The 18,986-nt window shown below is 31.2% G+C and carries 15 protein-coding genes and 2 pseudogenes; 4 read left to right on the top strand and 13 right to left on the bottom strand.

The window, feature by feature from the left end; genetic code table 11:
• Position 1: 1 nt before the first annotated feature.
• Positions 2–970 carry a 23S rRNA pseudouridine(1911/1915/1917) synthase RluD gene (rluD, locus tag O1U_RS03195; protein WP_016503961.1) on the bottom strand — a complete coding sequence of 323 codons (969 nt, stop codon included), beginning with the start codon at positions 968–970 and terminating at the stop codon, positions 2–4.
• A gap of 133 nt (positions 971–1,103) precedes the next feature.
• Here rluD and O1U_RS03190 point away from each other — a divergent pair, with 133 nt between their 5' ends.
• Both O1U_RS03190 and O1U_RS03185 read left to right on the top strand, forming a co-directional pair.
• Positions 1,104–1,829: an outer membrane protein assembly factor BamD gene (locus O1U_RS03190; RefSeq protein ID WP_040356552.1), complete on the top strand. Its 726-nt coding sequence runs from the start codon at positions 1,104–1,106 to the stop codon at positions 1,827–1,829.
• A gap of 102 nt (positions 1,830–1,931) precedes the next feature.
• A pseudogene (locus O1U_RS03185) lies at positions 1,932–3,121 on the top strand (multifunctional CCA addition/repair protein).
• Here O1U_RS03185 and eno read toward each other — a convergent pair.
• The 11 genes and pseudogenes from eno to O1U_RS03130 form a co-directional block, all read right to left on the bottom strand.
• The gene (eno, locus tag O1U_RS03180) at positions 3,105–4,403 is read right to left on the bottom strand and encodes a phosphopyruvate hydratase (RefSeq protein WP_016503958.1); all 1,299 of its coding nucleotides are present in this window, start codon (positions 4,401–4,403) and stop codon (positions 3,105–3,107) included. The pseudogene O1U_RS03185 and the gene eno overlap by 17 nt on opposite strands.
• Positions 4,404–4,457: 54 nt before the next feature.
• A complete protein-coding gene (gene pyrG, locus O1U_RS03175) occupies positions 4,458–6,095 on the bottom strand; it encodes a CTP synthase (RefSeq protein WP_016503957.1) in 1,638 nt (545 codons plus the stop codon).
• Positions 6,096–6,323: 228 nt separating this feature from the next.
• A complete protein-coding gene (relA, locus tag O1U_RS03170) occupies positions 6,324–8,549 on the bottom strand; it encodes a GTP diphosphokinase (protein ID WP_016503956.1) in 2,226 nt (741 codons plus the stop codon).
• A gap of 159 nt (positions 8,550–8,708) precedes the next feature.
• On the bottom strand, positions 8,709–9,089 hold the full coding sequence (gene acpS, locus O1U_RS03165; protein ID WP_016503955.1) for a holo-ACP synthase: 381 nt from the start codon (positions 9,087–9,089) through the stop codon (positions 8,709–8,711).
• A 3-nt stretch (positions 9,090–9,092) separates the two neighbouring features.
• Positions 9,093–9,829: pseudogene (gene pdxJ, locus O1U_RS03160) on the bottom strand (pyridoxine 5'-phosphate synthase).
• A complete protein-coding gene (gene recO / locus O1U_RS03155; protein ID WP_016503953.1) occupies positions 9,826–10,551 on the bottom strand; it encodes a DNA repair protein RecO in 726 nt (241 codons plus the stop codon). The pseudogene pdxJ and the gene recO overlap by 4 nt, the downstream one beginning before the upstream one ends.
• Positions 10,552–10,645: 94 nt before the next feature.
• On the bottom strand, positions 10,646–11,599 hold the full coding sequence (gene era / locus O1U_RS03150; protein ID WP_034411851.1) for a GTPase Era: 954 nt from the start codon (positions 11,597–11,599) through the stop codon (positions 10,646–10,648).
• The gene (rnc, locus tag O1U_RS03145) at positions 11,596–12,276 is read right to left on the bottom strand and encodes a ribonuclease III (protein WP_016503951.1); all 681 of its coding nucleotides are present in this window, start codon (positions 12,274–12,276) and stop codon (positions 11,596–11,598) included. Before rnc ends, era begins: the two co-directional genes overlap by 4 nt.
• Positions 12,277–12,313: 37 nt before the next feature.
• Entirely contained in the window at positions 12,314–13,186 is an 873-nt protein-coding gene (gene lepB / locus O1U_RS03140) for a signal peptidase I (RefSeq protein ID WP_016503950.1), read from the bottom strand.
• A gap of 73 nt (positions 13,187–13,259) precedes the next feature.
• Entirely contained in the window at positions 13,260–15,053 is a 1,794-nt protein-coding gene (gene lepA, locus O1U_RS03135; RefSeq protein ID WP_016503949.1) for a translation elongation factor 4, read from the bottom strand.
• 74 nt (positions 15,054–15,127) lie between these two features.
• Complete coding sequence (locus O1U_RS03130; RefSeq protein ID WP_016503948.1) at positions 15,128–15,598, bottom strand: SoxR reducing system RseC family protein; 471 nt, start codon at positions 15,596–15,598, stop codon at positions 15,128–15,130.
• 391 nt (positions 15,599–15,989) lie between these two features.
• Here O1U_RS03130 and nadB point away from each other — a divergent pair, with 391 nt between their 5' ends.
• Positions 15,990–17,603, top strand: coding sequence for an L-aspartate oxidase (gene nadB, locus O1U_RS03125; protein WP_016503947.1), 1,614 nt, complete (start codon positions 15,990–15,992; stop codon positions 17,601–17,603).
• Here nadB and O1U_RS03120 read toward each other — a convergent pair.
• Positions 17,600–17,869, bottom strand: a complete 270-nt coding sequence (locus O1U_RS03120; RefSeq protein WP_040356550.1) for an FAD assembly factor SdhE — start codon at positions 17,867–17,869, stop codon at positions 17,600–17,602. The two genes, nadB and O1U_RS03120, sit on opposite strands and share 4 nt — an antisense overlap.
• A gap of 112 nt (positions 17,870–17,981) precedes the next feature.
• On the opposite strand from O1U_RS03120, the gene ygfZ reads away from it, so the two are divergent.
• Positions 17,982–18,965, top strand: coding sequence for a tRNA-modifying protein YgfZ (gene ygfZ / locus O1U_RS03115; RefSeq protein ID WP_016503945.1), 984 nt, complete (start codon positions 17,982–17,984; stop codon positions 18,963–18,965).
• The last annotated feature ends 21 nt before the right edge of the window (positions 18,966–18,986 follow it).

Here is an 18,986-nt window from a genome sequence, read left to right as displayed (position 1 = left end):
TTTATAAATTATAAGATCTAATATCCTCACGAAAAATTTTTATCATTGAAAGGATATCGCTGGGTAAAGAGGAATGAAACTTCATCATTTTTCCTGTTATTGGATGCTTAAATTTAAGGGTACTAGCATGTAAAGCCTGACGATCAAAAGCACGAATCATTTCAACTAATGTTTTTGAAGCTCCTTTTGGAATTTTCATGTAAGCACCATAAGAATAATCACCTAACAAAGGATGTTGTAAATAAGACATATGAACACGAATCTGATGAGTACGTCCTGTTTCTAAACGCAAGTGAAGGTGAGTATATTCACGAAAACATTCAATTACTTGATAATGAGTAATTGCATACTTACCTATTGGAGAAACAGCCATTAAAGTACGTTTAGTTGAATGACGAGAAATAGGCTCATCAATTTTTCCAGAAAAAGTAATTGTACCAATAACAATGGCTTCATATTCACGAATAATATTTCTTTTTTGAAATTCCTGAACAAAATATGTATATGATGGTAATGTTTTTGCGATAATCATTAAACCTGTAGTATTTTTATCCAAACGATGAACAATACCAGCTCTCGGTATTTTTTCAATACCTGGGTAATGATAAAGCAATGCATTCAGCAAAGTACCATCATACGTTCCAGCACCAGGATGAACAACAAAATCACGCGGTTTATTTATCACTAAAAGATAATTATCTTCATAAACAATATCAAGAAAAATATTTTGAGCTTCCAAGTGTTGCTTTTTATTCTGAAACTCAAGTTCAATTCTGATTGTTTGTCCCATTTTTACCTTGGTACTAGGTTTGGTAATTATTAAATTATTAACATACACTTTGCCATCTAAAAGCCATTTTTTTATAAGAGAACGAGAAAAATCACTAAATAATTCAGTTGCAGTTTGATCTAATCTTTGTCCTGACTGATTATTTTTTACTATATCTATTAATTTAATCTGATTGAACATATTTGAACTTTTTTAAAAATTATGAGATCAACAACCACTATTATGGGATAATCTGAACTATTATATCCAGCACTACTATTAATTAATAATAGAAATTGCAATTATTTAAATGCAAGGAAATATATTCTTATATATGAAAAAGAAAGTTTTATCATATTTATTTACATTATTGTTATTGTTTGGTTGTTCAATGCATAAAGAAATAGTTCCTAATATTGAATCTTCTGACTCTTACTTAGAAAGAGAAAATATTTTAAATTCTTCTAACTGGTCAGTTTCTATTAAAAAACTAGAAGAATTACATTATCTTCATCCTTTATCTCCATATGCTAAACAAATACAATTAGATCTTATTTATGCTTACTATAGAAATAATGATTTGACATTTGCTCTTGCTAACATCAAACGTTTTTCTCAATGGAATTCAGCTCATGAGAAAATGGATTGGGTATTATATATGCAAGGTTTAACACATATGAAACAAGACAAAAACAAATTGTATGATTTCTTCCGTATTAATCGAAGCGATCGAGACACTGAACTAACAAACATATCTATAACTGATTTCAAACAATTACTAGAACGTTATCCAACTAGTTCTTATGCTAAAGACGCTAAAAGATATATATTTGAACTTGAAAATCGATTAGCAGAACATCATTTAGCAATAGCTTATTTTTACTTAAAAAGAAGAGCTTGGATAGCGGCAATTAATCGTACTCAGAAAATCCAAAATAAATATCCACATAATAAACGAATAGTTAAAGAATCTCTAAAAATCCAATTACAAGCCTATCAAAAATTGAGATTAAAAACAGCTATTGAAAATACTAAAAAATTAATAAAAACATACCAATAAGATACTAAAAAATAGTCTAATTTATATGCTGTCGTTTCTTTAAATTAATATTTTAGTTATCTTTTTTAAAATCTAACCTATTAGTAAATATGGAAAAAACAAATGCAAGTATACTTAGTTGGTGGCGCTGTACGAGATCAATTGCTAAATATTGATGTAAATGATATGGACTGGGTAGTGGTAGGAAGTTCACCAAAAGAAATGCTATCTCAAGGTTTTATTCCTGTTGGGAAAAATTTTCCTGTCTTTTTACATTCTAAAAATAAACAGGAATACTCCTTAGCAAGACGAGAAAAAAAACTGGAATAGGACATACTGAATTTGAATGTTATTTTTCTTCTGATGTTACATTGGAAGAAGATTTGATGCGTCGAGATCTAACTATTAATGCAATAGCTAAAAATAATATTGGAACAATTATTGATCCATACAATGGACAAAAAGATTTAGACAACCGGATTCTTCGTCATGTCTCTGATGCATTTTCAGAAGATCCATTACGTGTACTAAGAGTAGCTAGATTTGCTGCAAAACTTGCATATTTAGGATTTAAAATAGAACCTAAAACTATTAAGATTATGACTCAAATAAGTAGTTCAGGCGAATTAAAACAATTAACACCAGAAAGAATTTGGCAAGAATGGCATAAATCTTTAAAAACTAATAATCCTGATGTATTTTTATCTGTCCTATATCAATGCGGAGCCCTTAAAGAAATTATTCCAGAACTACATTCTGCATTTGAATTTTCAAAAAAACAAAATAGCAAAATCTTTCCTCTTATTATTGCAAAACAAATAGCATTACTGTCTACATCATTATCTGTCCGATTTGCCGCGCAAATCCAGTACCTAGATAATCAAATTAATTTTAAAAACCATGTTAGAAAACAAATAATTAAAAAAATATTAAATCGAATAAAAGCACCTAATAAATTTAAAGAATTAGCTGTATTAGTATGTGAAGAATACCAATATATATGCCAAGGTAATACATTATATGCATCTAAAATACTCGAAATTCTTGACAGAGCAAATGTTTGGAGAAAACCAAAACGCTTACAACAGCTAATTACCTGCTGCCAAGCTATCCAGCAAACAGCAGGAATGGAGTTACAAATTAAAACACATTCTTATCCACAAGGAGAGTTTTTTCTTTCCGCTTACCAAGCTGCTTTATCAGTAAATATAAGCACTATTATTCAAAATAATATGCAAGGGAAAGAAATTAAAATGAAGATTAAAAAACTTCGAATTAATGCTATTAATAAATATATTAAAACTGACATTTAACTTCTTTAAGACCATTATAGACAGCGCGTTCACCTAACATTTCTTCTATACGAATAAGTTGATTATATTTAGCAACTCGGTCAGAACGACTAACAGAACCTGTTTTAATCTGACCTGAAGCTGTTCCTACTGATAGGTCAGAGATAGTTACATCCTCAGTTTCACCAGAACGATGAGATATTATAACAGCATAACCTGCATTTTTAGCCATCTTAATAGCAGCTAAAGTTTCTGTTAAAGAACCAATTTGGTTACATTTTATCAAAATAGAATTAGCAATACCTTTCTCTATACCTTGAGAAAAAATTTTAGTATTAGTAACAAATAAATCATCACCTACTAACTGAACTTTATTCCCTAATAGTTTCGTTTGGTACTTAAAGCCATCCCAATCTGATTCATCAAGACCATCTTCAATAGATATTATAGGATACTGTTTAGTTAAATCTTCTAAATAATGATTTAATTCTTTAGAAGAAAAGATTCTATTTTCTCCTTTCATATGATAATGATCAGATATTTTATCGTAAAATTCAGATGCAGCACAATCCATAGCTAAAGTAATATCTTTACCTAATACATAACCAGATGTTTCTACTGCCTCTTTAATAATATCTAAAGCAGCAATATTAGAGGTTAAATTAGGAGAAAAACCACCTTCATCACCAACTGCAGTACTTAATCCTTCTAATCTGAGGACTTTGGCTAAATTATGAAAAACTTCTGAACCAATACATATGGCTTCTTTAAAACTTCTAGCAGACACTGGTTGAATCATAAATTCCTGAATATCAATATTATTATTAGCATGTGCGCCTCCATTAATAATATTCATCATTGGCAAAGGCATAGAAAATTGACCAGAAGTCCCATTTAAATCAGCAATATGCTTATACAAAGGCATGTTTTTAAAGGCAGCTGCTGCCTTTGCATTAGCTAAAGAAACAGCTAAAATAGCATTAGCACCAAGCTGAGATTTATTTTCAGTACCATCTAGCTTAATCATAAGTTCATCAATATAGGACTGTTCTGTTGCATCTTTACCAAGTAAAACTTCAGAAATTGCTTTATTAATAGATGAGACAGCTTTAAGAACACCTTTCCCTAGGAAGCGACTATCTCCATCACGTAACTCAAGCGCTTCACGAGAACCAGTAGATGCACCAGACGGAACAGAGGCCATACCTGCAAAACCACCTTCTAAATGTACTTCAGCCTCTACAGTAGGATTCCCACGTGAATCAATAATTTCACGACCTTGAATTTTAACAATCTTAGACATTAATTTTCTCTCTAATTTATTATAAAAATAAGATTAATAAACATATAATTAATTTTAATACCTATCACCACGCTGAAATTGCCTTGCGGTTTTCACAAAACTAGTAAATAAAGGGTGTCCATCACGAGGTGTAGAAGTAAACTCAGGATGAAATTGTGCGGCTATGAACCATGGATGATCTGGATTTTCAATTACTTCAACTAGTTTTTTATCTGCAGATAAACCAGATACTTTTAGACCAGCGCTTTCAATTTGTAAACGAAAATTATTATTTACCTCATAACGATGACGATGACGTTCATAAATCTTTCTATTGCCATATACTTCATACGTTTTTGTTCCTTTTTCTAAGTAACATAACTGTAGGCCAAGACGCATAGTACCTCCAAGATAGGAATTTTCCGTACGTTCTTCAATTTCCCCTTCACCATTTATCCATTCTGTTATTAGTCCTACTACCGGATACTTTGTTTTTTTATCAAACTCTGTTGAATGAGCACCTTGCATACCTACAACATTACGTGCATATTCAATTAAGGCAACTTGCATACCTAAACAAATTCCTAGATAGGGAACATTATTCTCACGTGCGTACTGAGCGGCTCGAATTTTACCTTCAATACCACGATCACCAAAACCACCTGGAACTAAAATAGAATCTAAACCATTGAAAATTTCTATACCTCTATTTTCTACATCTTGAGAATCAATATAATGGATATTAATACTCAGACGATTTTTAAGTCCTGCATGTTTTAATGCTTCATTGACAGATTTATACGCATCTGGCAGTTCAGTGTACTTACCAATTAATCCAACAGTTATTTCACCTGTTGGATTTGCTTCTTCATAAATTACTTGCTCCCATTCAGAAAGATTTGCTTCAGGAGCATTGATTTTAAAGTGATCACACACTAAATCATCAAGATACTGAGCTTTAATTAATTGAGGAATCTTATAAATTGAATCAACATCTTTTACCGAAATTACTGCCTTTTCCGGTACATTACAAAAAAGTGCAATCTTTTTACGTTCGTTTGCTGGAAGAATACGATCTGAACGGCAAATTAAAATATCTGGTTGAATACCTATCGATAAAAGTTCCTTAACAGAATGCTGTGTTGGTTTAGTTTTTACTTCACCTGCCGATGCTAGATAAGGTACTAAAGTTAAATGCATAAACATAGTATACCCTCGACCTAACTCAACAGCTAATTGTCGAATCGCTTCCATAAACGGCAAAGATTCAATATCACCAACAGTACCTCCAATCTCAACAATAGCAATATCATATTTTTTAGAACCTAAAATTACACGATCCTTAATTGAATTAGTTATATGTGGAATTACTTGAACTGTTGCACCTAGGTAATCACCACGACGTTCTTTACGTAAAACATCAGCATAGACACGGCCTGTTGTAAAATTATTACTCCTAGTCATCTTAGTACGAATAAACCGCTCATAGTGACCAAGATCAAGATCAGTTTCAGCTCCATCTTCTGTAACAAAAACCTCACCGTGTTGAGTTGGACTCATAGTACCAGGATCAACATTGATATAAGGATCAAGTTTCATAAGTGTTACTTTGAGACCACGGGCTTCTAAAATAGAAGCTAAAGAAGCTGCTGCGATACCCTTACCTAAAGAGGAAACAACACCACCGGTGACAAAAATATAATTTGTAGCCATACTGAACCTAACATTAATTGAAATGTTTTTATCCTTAACTAAAGAAACTTGGAACCTTGCAGAAAGTGTAACAAAAGGTTTTTATCACTACAACGTAAACATACTAACTGTAGAATACTATCTAATAACACTAGATGAATAAGTATAACTTTTCTAAGATATTTCTCAAAATTAAAATTAAAGTAAAAATCATCAAAATAAACTATATTATTACCAATAAATACTAGGTTATAATCGTCTAACTAAAATTACATTCTTAACTTTTTCAAGATACCTTGAAACTGGCAACAACATCTCAACATCAGAAACTTCTAGATCAAGATCTATGACCAAAATTTGACGATTATAATCAGAGTTACTCCTTATATTGCTGACCTTTACTTTTTCATTATCAAGAATACTTATTATATCTCTAAGTAATCCGATGCGTTCGATGGCTTCAATACGAACTGTTAAAATATAAGTACCAATTAACCTATTGCTATCCCATATCGTATTAATAATACGTTTTGGGTCGTGTAATCTAAGTTCTTCTAACTGATCGCAATCATTACGATGCACTGAAATGCCTCGACCTTGAGTAATATAACCTTTAATATTATCGCCAGGAATTGGAGTACAACAACGAGCAAGATGAATCATTAAATTATCAACACCTTCAACAGTAATAGCAGAATTACTAAATTTATTTACTGATAAATCATCCTTTTTAAATCTATTGAGTTTTTTTAATATATGTCTATTTTCTTCAGTGACAGTTTTCCTTTGTATTAAGAAATTATTAATATAATTAATAATTTGATTAATACGTAATTTCCCTGTACCAACACCAAGATATAATTCATCAAAAGTATTCAAATGAAATCGCTTCAAAACAGAAATATTTACCTGCTTTAAAGTGCTTCCAATTTTTATCAATTCATTTCCTAAAAATTCTCGACCTGATTCAATATTTTTCTGACGATTTTTTTTATGAAACCAAGCATTAATTTTAGAACGTGCACGATTTGAATAAATAAACCCATTAGATAAATTTAACCAATCACGAGATGGAGTAGCTTCTCTTTGTGTTATAATTTCAACTTGATCTCCCATCATTAATTTATGAGTAAATGGTACAATACAACCATTGACTTTAACTCCAACACAACGATGACCAATTTCTGAGTGAATGTGATAAGCAAAATCTAAAGGCGTAGATCCTATTGGTAAGTCAACAATATTCCCTTTTGGAGTAAAAGTATAGACACGATCAGTAAAAATTTGACTGCGTAATTGATGAAATAATTCTCTAGAATTTAACATTTCTTCTTGCCAATCGAGTAATTTACGTAACCAAATGATTTTCTTATCACATTCACTCAGACCTTGATTGTTACCTTCCTTATATTTCCAATGAGCAGCAATACCTAACTCAGAATCTATATGCATCTTTTCGGTACGTATCTGAATTTCTATAGTTTTTTCTTCTGGACCCAATATAACAGTATGGATTGACTGATAACCATTACTTTTAGGATTAGCAATATAATCATCAAATTCGCTTGGCAAATAATTATATTTAGTATGAATTATACCTAATACAGCATAACAATCTTCTAATGTTTCAGCTATAATTCGAACAGCCCGAACATCAAACAGTTCATTGAAATCTAAACCTTTTTTTTGCATTTTTTTCCATATACTATATATATGCTTAGGACGACCACTAACCTTAACATTAATACGAAAAACACTCATTTGCGTTGTAAGATTATCAATAAATTTTTTAATATATTCTTCTCGAACAATACGACGTTCTGACAACTGTCTTGCAATTAACTTATAAGTATCTGGTTGCTGATAACGAAATGAATAATCTTCAATTTCCCATTTAAATTGACCTATACCCAAACGACTTGCTAATGGAGCATAAATCTGAGCACACTCCTTAGAAACTGCTTTACGTATATAATCTGGAGCTTCTTTAACTTCAAGTAAATTAACAATACATTCAGCTAATTTAATTAAAACACAACGAAAATCTTCAACCATTGCTAATAACATACGACGCAAACTATCAATTTGACCTGATATTCTATCACCTTTCAAATTTAGATTAAGCTGCGTAACAATTGCCATTTGTTTTACACCATAAATTACTTTAATAATATCTTTATCATAATGTTTTTCTAATACTTTTGCATAAAGCTGATTACTTGAAAAAATAGGAAATAATTGAGCAGAAATCAACGTCATTTTATCCATTGATAAAGTAATCAAGATTTCAATCATTTCACGACCACGCCATAATAGTAAATCACCTTTCTCATGATTAGAAATGACTCTTTCACAATGACGATAAACCTCTTTTAAACACTTGCTAGTTTCTGTATTTTGACCGAGACAAGCTATCCATTGTTCTAAATCAAACTGTCTGTCAGAACTTAGGTGTGTGTTTCTTATCGCTACCATATTGAAATCCTAAATATTTTATCAAATATCTAATAATTTAAAGGAACAAAAATATGCTAACATGATAAAATCATGCATAGTATTCCGGATAACAATAACTTTTATTCAAGAAAAAGTAAAAAGAAAAGAAAAGAGGAATTCTAAGAGATATTTCAAAACTTATGATTCAAAGATAACTGTTGCCATAGCATAATGATATTCATCAGAGATAGAGATGTGATTAAAAGCAACATTGATAGATGAAGCTATCTCTTCAGCTTTATTTATTAGCTTTAAAATAGGCTGTCCGCTATCATTATTACTAACAATAAAATCATGAAAAGAAACTCCATGAGCAACACCTACCCCCAATGCTTTCGCTGCTGCCTCTTTCACTGCAAAACGTTTGGCTAGAAACCTTTCTTTCCGTCTTAATCTATTATAACTTTCAACTTCCAAATCTGTTAAAATCCGATGCGTAAATGACATTCCAAAACGAACCAACGCTTTTTCTATCCTTTTTATTTCTATAATATCAACTCCTAAACCTATAATTGCCATACTTTAGTGTGATTCCCTAGATGCTCTTATAATCGTTTTCATATCAGAAACTGCTTTTTGTAAACCATCAAATAATGCCCTTGCTATAATTGCATGACCGATGTTTAGTTCATAAATCTCTGGCAAAGCAGCAATTTGATTTACATTATGATAGGTTAGACCATGACCAGCATTGACTGATATATTGAGTTCACTTGCATAACTTGCTCCTATTGCAATTTTTTTTAATGCATCTTCTTTTTCTTTTTTTGTTTGAGCATTAGCATAATGACCTGTATGTAATTCAATAAAAGAAACAGAACACTCTTTTGCTGCATTAATTTGTTCACGATCAGCATCAATAAATAACGATACTGTAATTCCTGAAGAAGTTAATATTTCTGTCGCTTTTTTTATCTTGATGAAATTTTTTTGATATCTAATCCCCCCTCTGTTGTTAATTCTTCACGTTTTTCAGGAACAAAACATACAGATTCAGGTTTAGCATTTAAAGCAATTTTAAGCATTTCATCTGATACTGCAATTTCTAAATTCATACGAGTTTGTAAAGTCTGACGTAAAAGATAGAGATCATTCTCTAGAATATGACGACGATCTTCGCGTAAATGGATAGTGATACTATCAGCACCTGCTTTCTCAGCAACTCCTGCAGCATGAACAGGATCAGGATACTTTTCTCTTCTTACATTACGCAAAGTAGCAATATGATCAATGTTAACTCCTAAGTATACAGAATTCATTCTTTAACACTCCTATGAGATAAATTTTTTCTAAAAAACAGTTCCCTACTTTTTAATGGTTTATTTCCAATATGAGGTTTTAATGCTATCCGAGTAAATCGTTTTGCTACTCTTAACTGTTCTTTAGTTATAAATTGGCGTTTGTTCATTAAAAGAAGTTCATTTCCTAAAAAAGTTGCATCATCCTTTATTATTGATATAATGAACCCTTTCTGACTAGAATAGCGATATAACATGTTAGGATTAATTGGGAAACCTGTTTCCTCACAGTAAAGAAAATTTACTCCATAACCTATAGCAGAGAGCAACTCTAATTCAAAGCATCTTAACGCCGGTTCTGGGTTATCTTCCTGTGCAAGTTTAGTTAAAACAGATAGATAATTATAAAATAAACCGGGCATTGCTACCTCTTGCATCAATAACCGACCTATAAGCTCATTAATATACATCGCTGAATAAAGATTAATACCAGATAATGGTAATCCAATACTTATAGGCTCAGCCTGAATCAAAGTTTTCAATGAACCAAAATTACCAGACCAACAAAGTAACAAAGGAGTAAAAGGTTGTAAAATACCTTTCAAATTAGAACGCTTACGAACACGAACACCTTTTGATATTAGAGTCATACATCCATATAACTCACTAAAAATATTTAAGATTAAACTAGATTCACCATGCAGGCGACGATGTATAATAAAACAACGTTGAAATTCATCCAAACAATCACCTTTAATCTAATCCAGTACGATAAATTCAAATTATTAAGAACATATTTAAGTTATCTGTTTTTTTACTTAATTACATTAAAGGTATTTATAAATAATCTAAATAACCTAATTCAGATAATCTACTTTGATTATTAGTCCAACCAAGTTGTACTTTTACCCAAGTTTTTAAATACACTTGACAACTAAATGCTTTTTGCATATCAATCCGCGCTGCAGAACCAATGGTCTTAATTTTTTTTCCATATTTACCGATTACTATTTTTTTCTGAGCATTACGTTCAACTAAAATAAGGGCATTAATAAATAAAATACTAGTAACAGTGTTATAATCAAAATCTTCAATCTTTACAGTTAAAGAATAGGGTAATTCATCACCTGTAAAACGCATCAATTTTTCTCGTAAAATTTCAGATGCCATAAAACTTTGAGAACAATGTATTATATCCTTACTAGGGAAATGATGCATGGATTTTGGTAGATATCTACGGACATATTTTTTTAATATATCAATGTTTCTACTATACTTTGCTGAAATGGGAATAATTGTAGTAAAATTCATCTTAATTGATACTTCTTGCATTTGCAGCATCACCCTACTTCTATCTTTTAAACAATCAACTTTATTTATACAAAGTATTACTGGAATATTGCAGTTTTTTAATTTAATTAACAGACGCTCATCATCTTTAGTCCATTTCAATGCATCAACTAAAAAAATTAGCAAATCTGCATGATGCAGTGAATTATTTGCTACATGATTCATTACACGGTTAATAGCGCTCTTTTCTTTAATCTGGAATCCAGGAGTATCAAGATAAATTGATTGATAATTTTCTTCAGTATCAATACCAATAATGCGATGACGAGTAGTTTGTGGTTTGCAAGAAGTAATAGAGATTTTTTGACCTAGTATACTGTTCATCAAAGTTGACTTACCAACATTTGGACGACCAATTATAGCAATAAAACCGCAATACTGTAGATTATTTACACTAGATTTTTTATTTTTCAATGAAACATAAACCTCAAATAATTTTATATGCTCATTTCAGGCAATCCAAGCGCTATTTTAGCAGCTTCTTGTTCAGCTTTGCGACGACTAGTACCTTTACCAATTATAAAATTCTTAATCCCTTCGATATTACAAGATACTGTAAATTGTTGATTATGAGCTTCGCCTTTAATTTTAATTATTGTATAAATTGGTAAAGGTTTCTTTTTACTTTGAAGAGATTCTTGCAACCGCGTTTTAGGATCTTTTTGTGATATACCTGGCTTAATTACTTCTAGACGAGTTCGATACCAACTTAGGACAATGAGACGTACCATTTCAATATCACTATCCAAATAAACAGCACCAATAATTGCCTCTACAACATTAGCTAAAATTGAATCTCTTAGAAACCCCCTATTTTTAAATTCACCTAATCCTAATTTTAAGTAATTCCCTAACTTAAATTCACGACCTAACTCAGCCAATGTATTACCACGAACTAAGGTTGCACGCATACGACTCATATCACCTTCACTCACTGTTGGGAAACGATAATAAAGATTATCTGCAATAACAAAACTCAAAATTGAATCTCCCAAAAACTCAAGACGCTCATTGTGCTTTATATTTGCACTACGATGAGTTAATGCTAAATGAATTAAGTTATCGCTAGTAAATTTATATCCTATTCTTCTTTCTAATTTAGAAACTGGAGGATTCATACTTTCTCAATTTATTTCAAATAACCAATTAGTCAGATTAATTAATCCTACCAATTCGTTGGAAACGTATATTAGTTGGAATCCACTGAGGGAAAATACTGTCTGTATTACGTCCAAACTCAAAACTAATCCAAATAGCTACTGCTTTACCCACTAAATTTGCTTTTGGAACGAATCCCCAATAACGACTATCTGAACTGTTATCACGATTGTCACCCATAACAAAATATTGATCGTCAGGAACTACCCATGTATTAATACCATTACTAGTTGCATATATCTCAACATAATCACTACGTAACGGATTTATTAAAATTTGATGGTTAATGTCACCTAACTTCTCATCAAATTGAAATAAATGTACTCCATTTTGAATAAATGAACTTTTGTAAAAATTAAATAACTTTATCTGAGTAAAATGAACTTCATCTTTCTTTTTAATATAAATTTCTTTGTTGGCACTATACCGAATAGTATCACCAGGTAAACCCACTACTCGTTTAATATAATCTATATTTGGTTGACTAGGATATTTAAATACAACAAGGTCCCCACGTTCTGGTTTGCCTGTGTTAATCAATTGAGTACGCCAAACTGGATCTTTTAAACCATAAGAATACTTTTCTACAAGAATAAAATCTCCTACTAACAATGTTGGCATCATAGAACCTGATGGAATTTGGAAAGGTTCATACAAAAAAGAACGAAAAAAAAGAACAAATGCGACAATAGGGAAAATAGAAATACTGTTTTCAATCCACCAAGGTCGAACAGGTGCCTTAATCAATACACTAGAATTTTGTGAATGTTTTTGAAAATGTTGCCTATTCAAAAAAAAACGATCTAATATCCAAATTGCTCCAGTCAATAAAGTTATAAAAACTAAAATGAGTGAAAATGTATGTGCCATTACGCTAACCTTATCTAATAAAAATTAGTCTATATCAACTAATTTTTTCACATTAATTTCTCATACAAAGAGTTCAATTTTTACCAACATGGAGAATTGACAAAAAGACTTCTTGAGGAAGTTCTACATTCCCAATTTGTTTCATACGTTTTTTACCTTCCTTTTGCTTCTTTAGAAGCTTTTTTTTGCGACTTACATCACCACCATAACATTTCGCAATCACATTCTTTCGTAACTGCTTGATAGTTGATCGAGCAATAATATGATTGCCAATAGCTGCTTGAATAGCAATATCAAACATCTGACGAGGAATCAACTCTTTCATTTTTTCAACTAAAAAACGTCCTCTAGATTGCGAATGTTCTTTATGAATGATAACAGCTAGCGCATCAACTTTATTGTTATTGAGTAAAATATCAACTCGTACCATATCAGATTTTTCAAAATGATCAAAATTATACTCTAAAGATGCGTAACCACGTGAAGTTGATTTTAAACGATCAAAAAAATCTGATACGACTTCTGCCATTGGAATATCATAAATCAAGGAAACTTGATTACCATAATAAACCATATCCAGTTGCTTGCCACGCTTATCCACACACAAGGTAATTACATTACCTACATAATTAGCTGGGACTAAAATATTGCAACGGGCAATGGGTTCAAAAATATATTTAATATCATTTACTGCCGGAAATTTAGTTGGACTATCAATATATAAGACCATACCATCATTTTGTTCAACTTGGTAAACTACAGTTGGGATTGTCGTAATAATATCAAGATGATATTCACGTTTTAGACGTTCTTGAATAATTTCCATATGTAACATACCAAGAAAACCGCAACGAAACCCAAAACCCAGCGCTACTGAATTTTCTGGTTCATAAAATAAAGAACCATCATTTAAACTTAACTTTCCTAAAGCATCACGGAAGTTTTCATAATCTTTAGATAACACAGGGAACAAGCCAGAATAAACTTGAGGTTTTATTTTTTTGAAACCTGGTAGTGGTTTTTCGCTAGAAAATTTCTCGTGTGTTAAAGTATCCCCAACAGGAGCACCTAAAATATCTTTGATTCCACAAGCAACCCAACCTACTTCCCCCGTTTTTAGTGCATCAGTATCTATCCGTTTAGGTGTAAAGATACCAATCTTTTCAATACTCCAAACTTGTCCAGTACTCATTACTTTAATTTTATCTTTTTTCTTTAAAATACCATTCTTAACTCTTACCAAGGAAATAATACCCAAGTAGGAATCAAACCAAGAATCAATAATTAATGCCTGCGTTAAAGCACCTAACTTACCTTTAGGTGAAGGAACTTTTTTTACAATAGTTTCTAAAACTTCTGATATACCTAGACCAGTTTTGGCTGAACAATATGTTGCCTCCATCGCATCAATACCAATAATTTTTTCTATCTCCAAAGCTACACGTTTAGGTTCTGAAACTGGTAAATCAATCTTATTTAAAACTGGAATAACTTCTAAACCAAGTTCAACTGCTGCATAACAATTAGCAATAGTTTGTGCTTCTACACCTTGACTGGCATCAATAACAAGTAGTGCACCTTCACAAGCTGATAAAGAACGTGAAACTTCATAAGAAAAATCTACATGTCCTGGAGTATCAATAAAATTCAATTGATAAGTTTTACCATCTTTTGCACAATAATCTAATGTTACACTTTGAGCTTTAATGGTAATGCCACGTTCACGCTCCAAATCCATTGAATCAAGAACTTGGTTTTCCATTTCACGTTCACTTAATCCACCACAAATTTGAATGAACCGATCTGAAAGAGTTGACTTACCATGATCAATATGGGCGATAATAGAAAAATTACGAATATGCTTCATAGATTTCAGATAACTAGACTGGATTTATATAAAGATTTTACTAAATTTCTAAAAAAACACACAAAATTTTCAACTTAAATAATTAATTTTCCTAATACTCTCAACAAAATAACTTGATTTTGAAATGTTTTTTCTTTAAGAAAAGAAAAATACTTTGCTAAACCTATTCCTAAAATGAAGAAGAATAATGCGAATAATATGCTTGCGTATTCAGCTTTTATCAATATGGAAGGAGATAAATACTCCCCAGTTAGTGAACCAACGATAAGAAATAATATTGGCAGAAAATAAATAATAATCTCTAATTGAAATAAACTTCTATCTGGAAAAGCTATTTCGACTATTTCTCCTACCTTAACAGGTTTTGAAGTCACTACTGTCCAATAGAAATATTTATTACCTATAGTTTCTGAAAGGACTTTAAACCCACAACTTTTTTCTGACAAACAACTAAAACAATTAGGTTTTTTTTGAAAACGTAACTTAGCATTATAATTTACATCAAAAAGCTCAACCTCAATTACAGTAGCGAGTGCCTTTGCCATTTTAATAAAATCTCCTATTTTCTAAGTATGTAGGGAACATTTACTCTGAGTAGGAATAAAATAAATTTATTTATATTTGATATATTAATTTGATTATATACCAATAGGCAAAAAAACTTTTCATAACTAAGCATCACAAGAATATTAAGCTCATAATATTCAATATTGATTTTTCCGTTGGATAGTATCAGTATTTAATACAAATTTGAAACGATTCTATTAAATCTAGTTTAAAGAATATATATTATTATCAAGATGACTTCTCCGTTTGATATCTAATTTTAAAAAGGACTGACATTTTAAAATTTTGTAACAGAATCATGATAGTTTGATTCTTGCATAATATTTCCAATCGGTTAAGTTAATTATAATACAGGTTATTAATAAATTTATGAATATAAACCGTGAACATCAATGTGATGTATTAGTGATAGGTAGTGGAGCAGCGGGTCTATCTCTAGCTTTACAAGTTGCCCCATATGGTAAGGTTATTATACTCAGTAAAAGTTCACTTAACGAAGGTGCTACTTATTATGCACAAGGCGGAATTGCTGCTGTATTTGATGAATCAGATAGTATTGAATCTCATATACAGGATACAAAAATTGCTGGAGCAGGCCTTTGCGAAGATGATACTGTAAAATTTATTGCCAATAATGCTAAACCATGTGTGCAATGGTTAATAGATAATGGAGTTCTATTTGATCGTGAAGAGAATAATGGAAAAAAACCCCGTTATCATCTTACACAAGAAGGAGGTCATAGTCACCGAAGAATACTCCATTCTGCTGATACTACAGGGATGGTGATGCAAAACTCCTTACAAAATAATGCATATAATCATTCTAACATTACTATATTAGAATATTGCAATGCGATCGATCTGATTACTGAAGATAAAATAGGCGGAGAACATAACAAGGTAGTCGGTGCTTATATTTGGAACAGAAGATATGAATATGTAGAAAATATTCGTGCACAATTTATTGTTCTAGCTACTGGCGGTGCATCTAAAGTGTATCAGTATACTTCAAACCCTGATATTTCTTCTGGAGATGGGATAGCCATGGCATGGCGTGCAGGATGTCGCGTAGCAAATTTAGAATTTAATCAATTTCACCCTACTTGCCTATTTCACCCTAAGGCAAAAAATTTACTATTAACTGAAGCATTACGTGGGGAAGGTGCTTACTTAAAAAGGATTGATGGTACTCGTTTTATGATTGAGTTTGATAAACGAGCTGAATTAGCACCGAGAGATATTGTAGCACGTGCTATTGATTTCGAGATGAAGCGTTTGGGAGAAGAGTGCATGTATCTAGATATCACCCATAAATCTATTGATTTCATTAAAAAACATTTTCCTTCTACTCATATTCGTTTACAGAATCTTTGCATTGATATGACAAAAGAACTCATACCAATCGTACCGGCTGCACACTACACTTGCGGAGGTATTATAGTTAATCAAAAAGGACAAACTGATTTAAGTCAGTTATACGCAATTGGAGAAGTTAGCTATACTGGTCTACATGGTGCAAATCGAATAGCCTCTAACTCACTGCTGGAATGTATTGTATATGCCTGGTCTGCTTCACAAGAAATTATCAAAAAATTAAGAAAGAAAGAATTGCCTAAAAAATTACCTGAATGGGATGATAGTCAAGTAACTTGTTCAGATGAAGAAATTGTTATACAACATAATTGGAGAGAGCTTCGTTTGCTAATGTGGGATTATATGGGGATAGTTCGAACTAATAAACGCCTAGCACGAGCACTTCGTCGAATTGAATTACTTCAAAAAGAGATATGTGAATATTATAGCAATTTTAAAGTATCAAATAATTTGCTAGAACTTCGTAATTTGCTTCAAGTCTCAGAACTTATGGTGCAATGTGCAATGAAGCGAAAAGAAAGCAGAGGATTACATTATACACTTGATTACCCAGAACTACAAAATAATACTGCTCCAACTATTTTGATACCAAAAAGAAAAAAATATTAATATCCTTGATTTAAATTATAAGAAATGATTTTATCGACTAATAAAGCATGCTCTAAGTTTTTACTACGACTGTATCCTATAATCCAAGAGAAAAGATCTGGATCAGAATATTCTAATAATGTAGCAAAGCTACGTTTTTCATTTTGAGTAAGTTCATCAAAACAATTTTCAAAAAAAGATGTAATAATAATGTCAAGTTCCAACATTCCTCGACGACACGCCCACTCAATACGAGACTTTTCTCTTCTAGTATAGAAATTTTTCATCATGTTACTCTTAAAAGGGTTTAAACAGCATGTTTATTATCAAGAAATCATTCTAAATTCAATTGTTTTTTATGAGTAGTTTTAATGAATAAAATAGTATTAGGTTAAATATATGGACTGGTATAATTCGTTCACTCCACTATCTCTTAAAACTGAAACCAACTTACCAAGTTTAATTATTAGTTACCTAAGCTCTTGGGGTTGCATAACTATAACAGGAAGAGAGAAAGAATCATATTTACAAGGTCAACTTACTTGTGATGTAATAAAATTAACAAAAAATGAATCAACATTAGGTGCCTATTGTAATGCAAAAGGGAAAGTATGGAGTATATTCCGTTTATTCCATCATAAAAAAGGCTATGCAATGTTTCAGCATATTTCAAGTATTCCAAAAACATTAACTGAAATGCAGAAATATGCTGTTTTTTCTAAAGTTCGCATAGAGCAAAGTAAAGAAGTTTTATTTGGTATTATTGGCAATCAAGCCACAAATTTTATTGATTGCATCTCAGATGATTATACTAATGTTAGAAGTATAAAAAATGGAACGGCAATAAAAATTGATGATAAACGATGGTTATTACTAGTCGATAAAGCATCAGCTAAAGTATTACTTACTAATACTGATGCTATAGTAACAGACGGAACTATTTGGACACGTTTTGATATTGAATCTGGTTTACCAATTATCAAAAAAGGGCAACAAAACACCTATATTCCACAGTCAGTGAATTTAGATTTACTAAATGGAATTAGTTTTACTAAAGGTTGTTATACTGGTCAGGAAACCATCGCAAGATCAAAATATCGAGGAAATAATAAAAAAACTATGTATATACTTAAAGGAACAGTAGAAAAACCGATAGAAACGGAAAAATGTATTCTACTGGATCGTGCAATTGGTAAAAACTGGCGAAAAGCAGGACAACTATTAGAAAGTTATCAGTTTGAAAATTCTTATGGAATTGGATTATTGGTAGCTCCAAAAGATCTTAGTATCAATACAAAGTTTCGTTTAACATCACAACCTAATCAATTTTGGTATATTCAACCATTACCTTACTATCCTGATAAAAAACAAGAAACTACGTAAAACATAAATTCTTAAATATTT

The organism is Candidatus Photodesmus katoptron Akat1 (assembly GCF_000478685.1).
Taxonomy (GTDB): domain Bacteria; phylum Pseudomonadota; class Gammaproteobacteria; order Enterobacterales; family Vibrionaceae; genus Vibrio; species Vibrio anomalopis.
Note: the sequence above shows the minus strand (reverse complement) of the source record. Positions and strands in the feature narration are given on the sequence as shown.

Bases quoted from the DNA above. Each gene is read 5' to 3' on its own strand.
- rluD (WP_016503961.1), bottom strand. From the start codon at position 970: ATGTTCAATCAGATTAAATTAATAGATATAGTAAAAAATAATCAGTCA.
- O1U_RS03190 (WP_040356552.1), top strand. From the start codon at position 1,104: ATGAAAAAGAAAGTTTTATCATATTTATTTACATTATTGTTATTGTTT.
- eno (WP_016503958.1), bottom strand. From the start codon at position 4,403: ATGTCTAAGATTGTTAAAATTCAAGGTCGTGAAATTATTGATTCACGT.
- pyrG (WP_016503957.1), bottom strand. From the start codon at position 6,095: ATGGCTACAAATTATATTTTTGTCACCGGTGGTGTTGTTTCCTCTTTA.
- relA (WP_016503956.1), bottom strand. From the start codon at position 8,549: ATGGTAGCGATAAGAAACACACACCTAAGTTCTGACAGACAGTTTGAT.
- acpS (WP_016503955.1), bottom strand. From the start codon at position 9,089: ATGGCAATTATAGGTTTAGGAGTTGATATTATAGAAATAAAAAGGATA.
- rnc (WP_016503951.1), bottom strand. From the start codon at position 12,276: ATGAATCCTCCAGTTTCTAAATTAGAAAGAAGAATAGGATATAAATTT.
- lepB (WP_016503950.1), bottom strand. From the start codon at position 13,186: ATGGCACATACATTTTCACTCATTTTAGTTTTTATAACTTTATTGACT.
- lepA (WP_016503949.1), bottom strand. From the start codon at position 15,053: ATGAAGCATATTCGTAATTTTTCTATTATCGCCCATATTGATCATGGT.
- O1U_RS03130 (WP_016503948.1), bottom strand. From the start codon at position 15,598: ATGGCAAAGGCACTCGCTACTGTAATTGAGGTTGAGCTTTTTGATGTA.
- nadB (WP_016503947.1), top strand. From the start codon at position 15,990: ATGAATATAAACCGTGAACATCAATGTGATGTATTAGTGATAGGTAGT.
- O1U_RS03120 (WP_040356550.1), bottom strand. From the start codon at position 17,869: ATGAAAAATTTCTATACTAGAAGAGAAAAGTCTCGTATTGAGTGGGCG.
- ygfZ (WP_016503945.1), top strand. From the start codon at position 17,982: ATGGACTGGTATAATTCGTTCACTCCACTATCTCTTAAAACTGAAACC.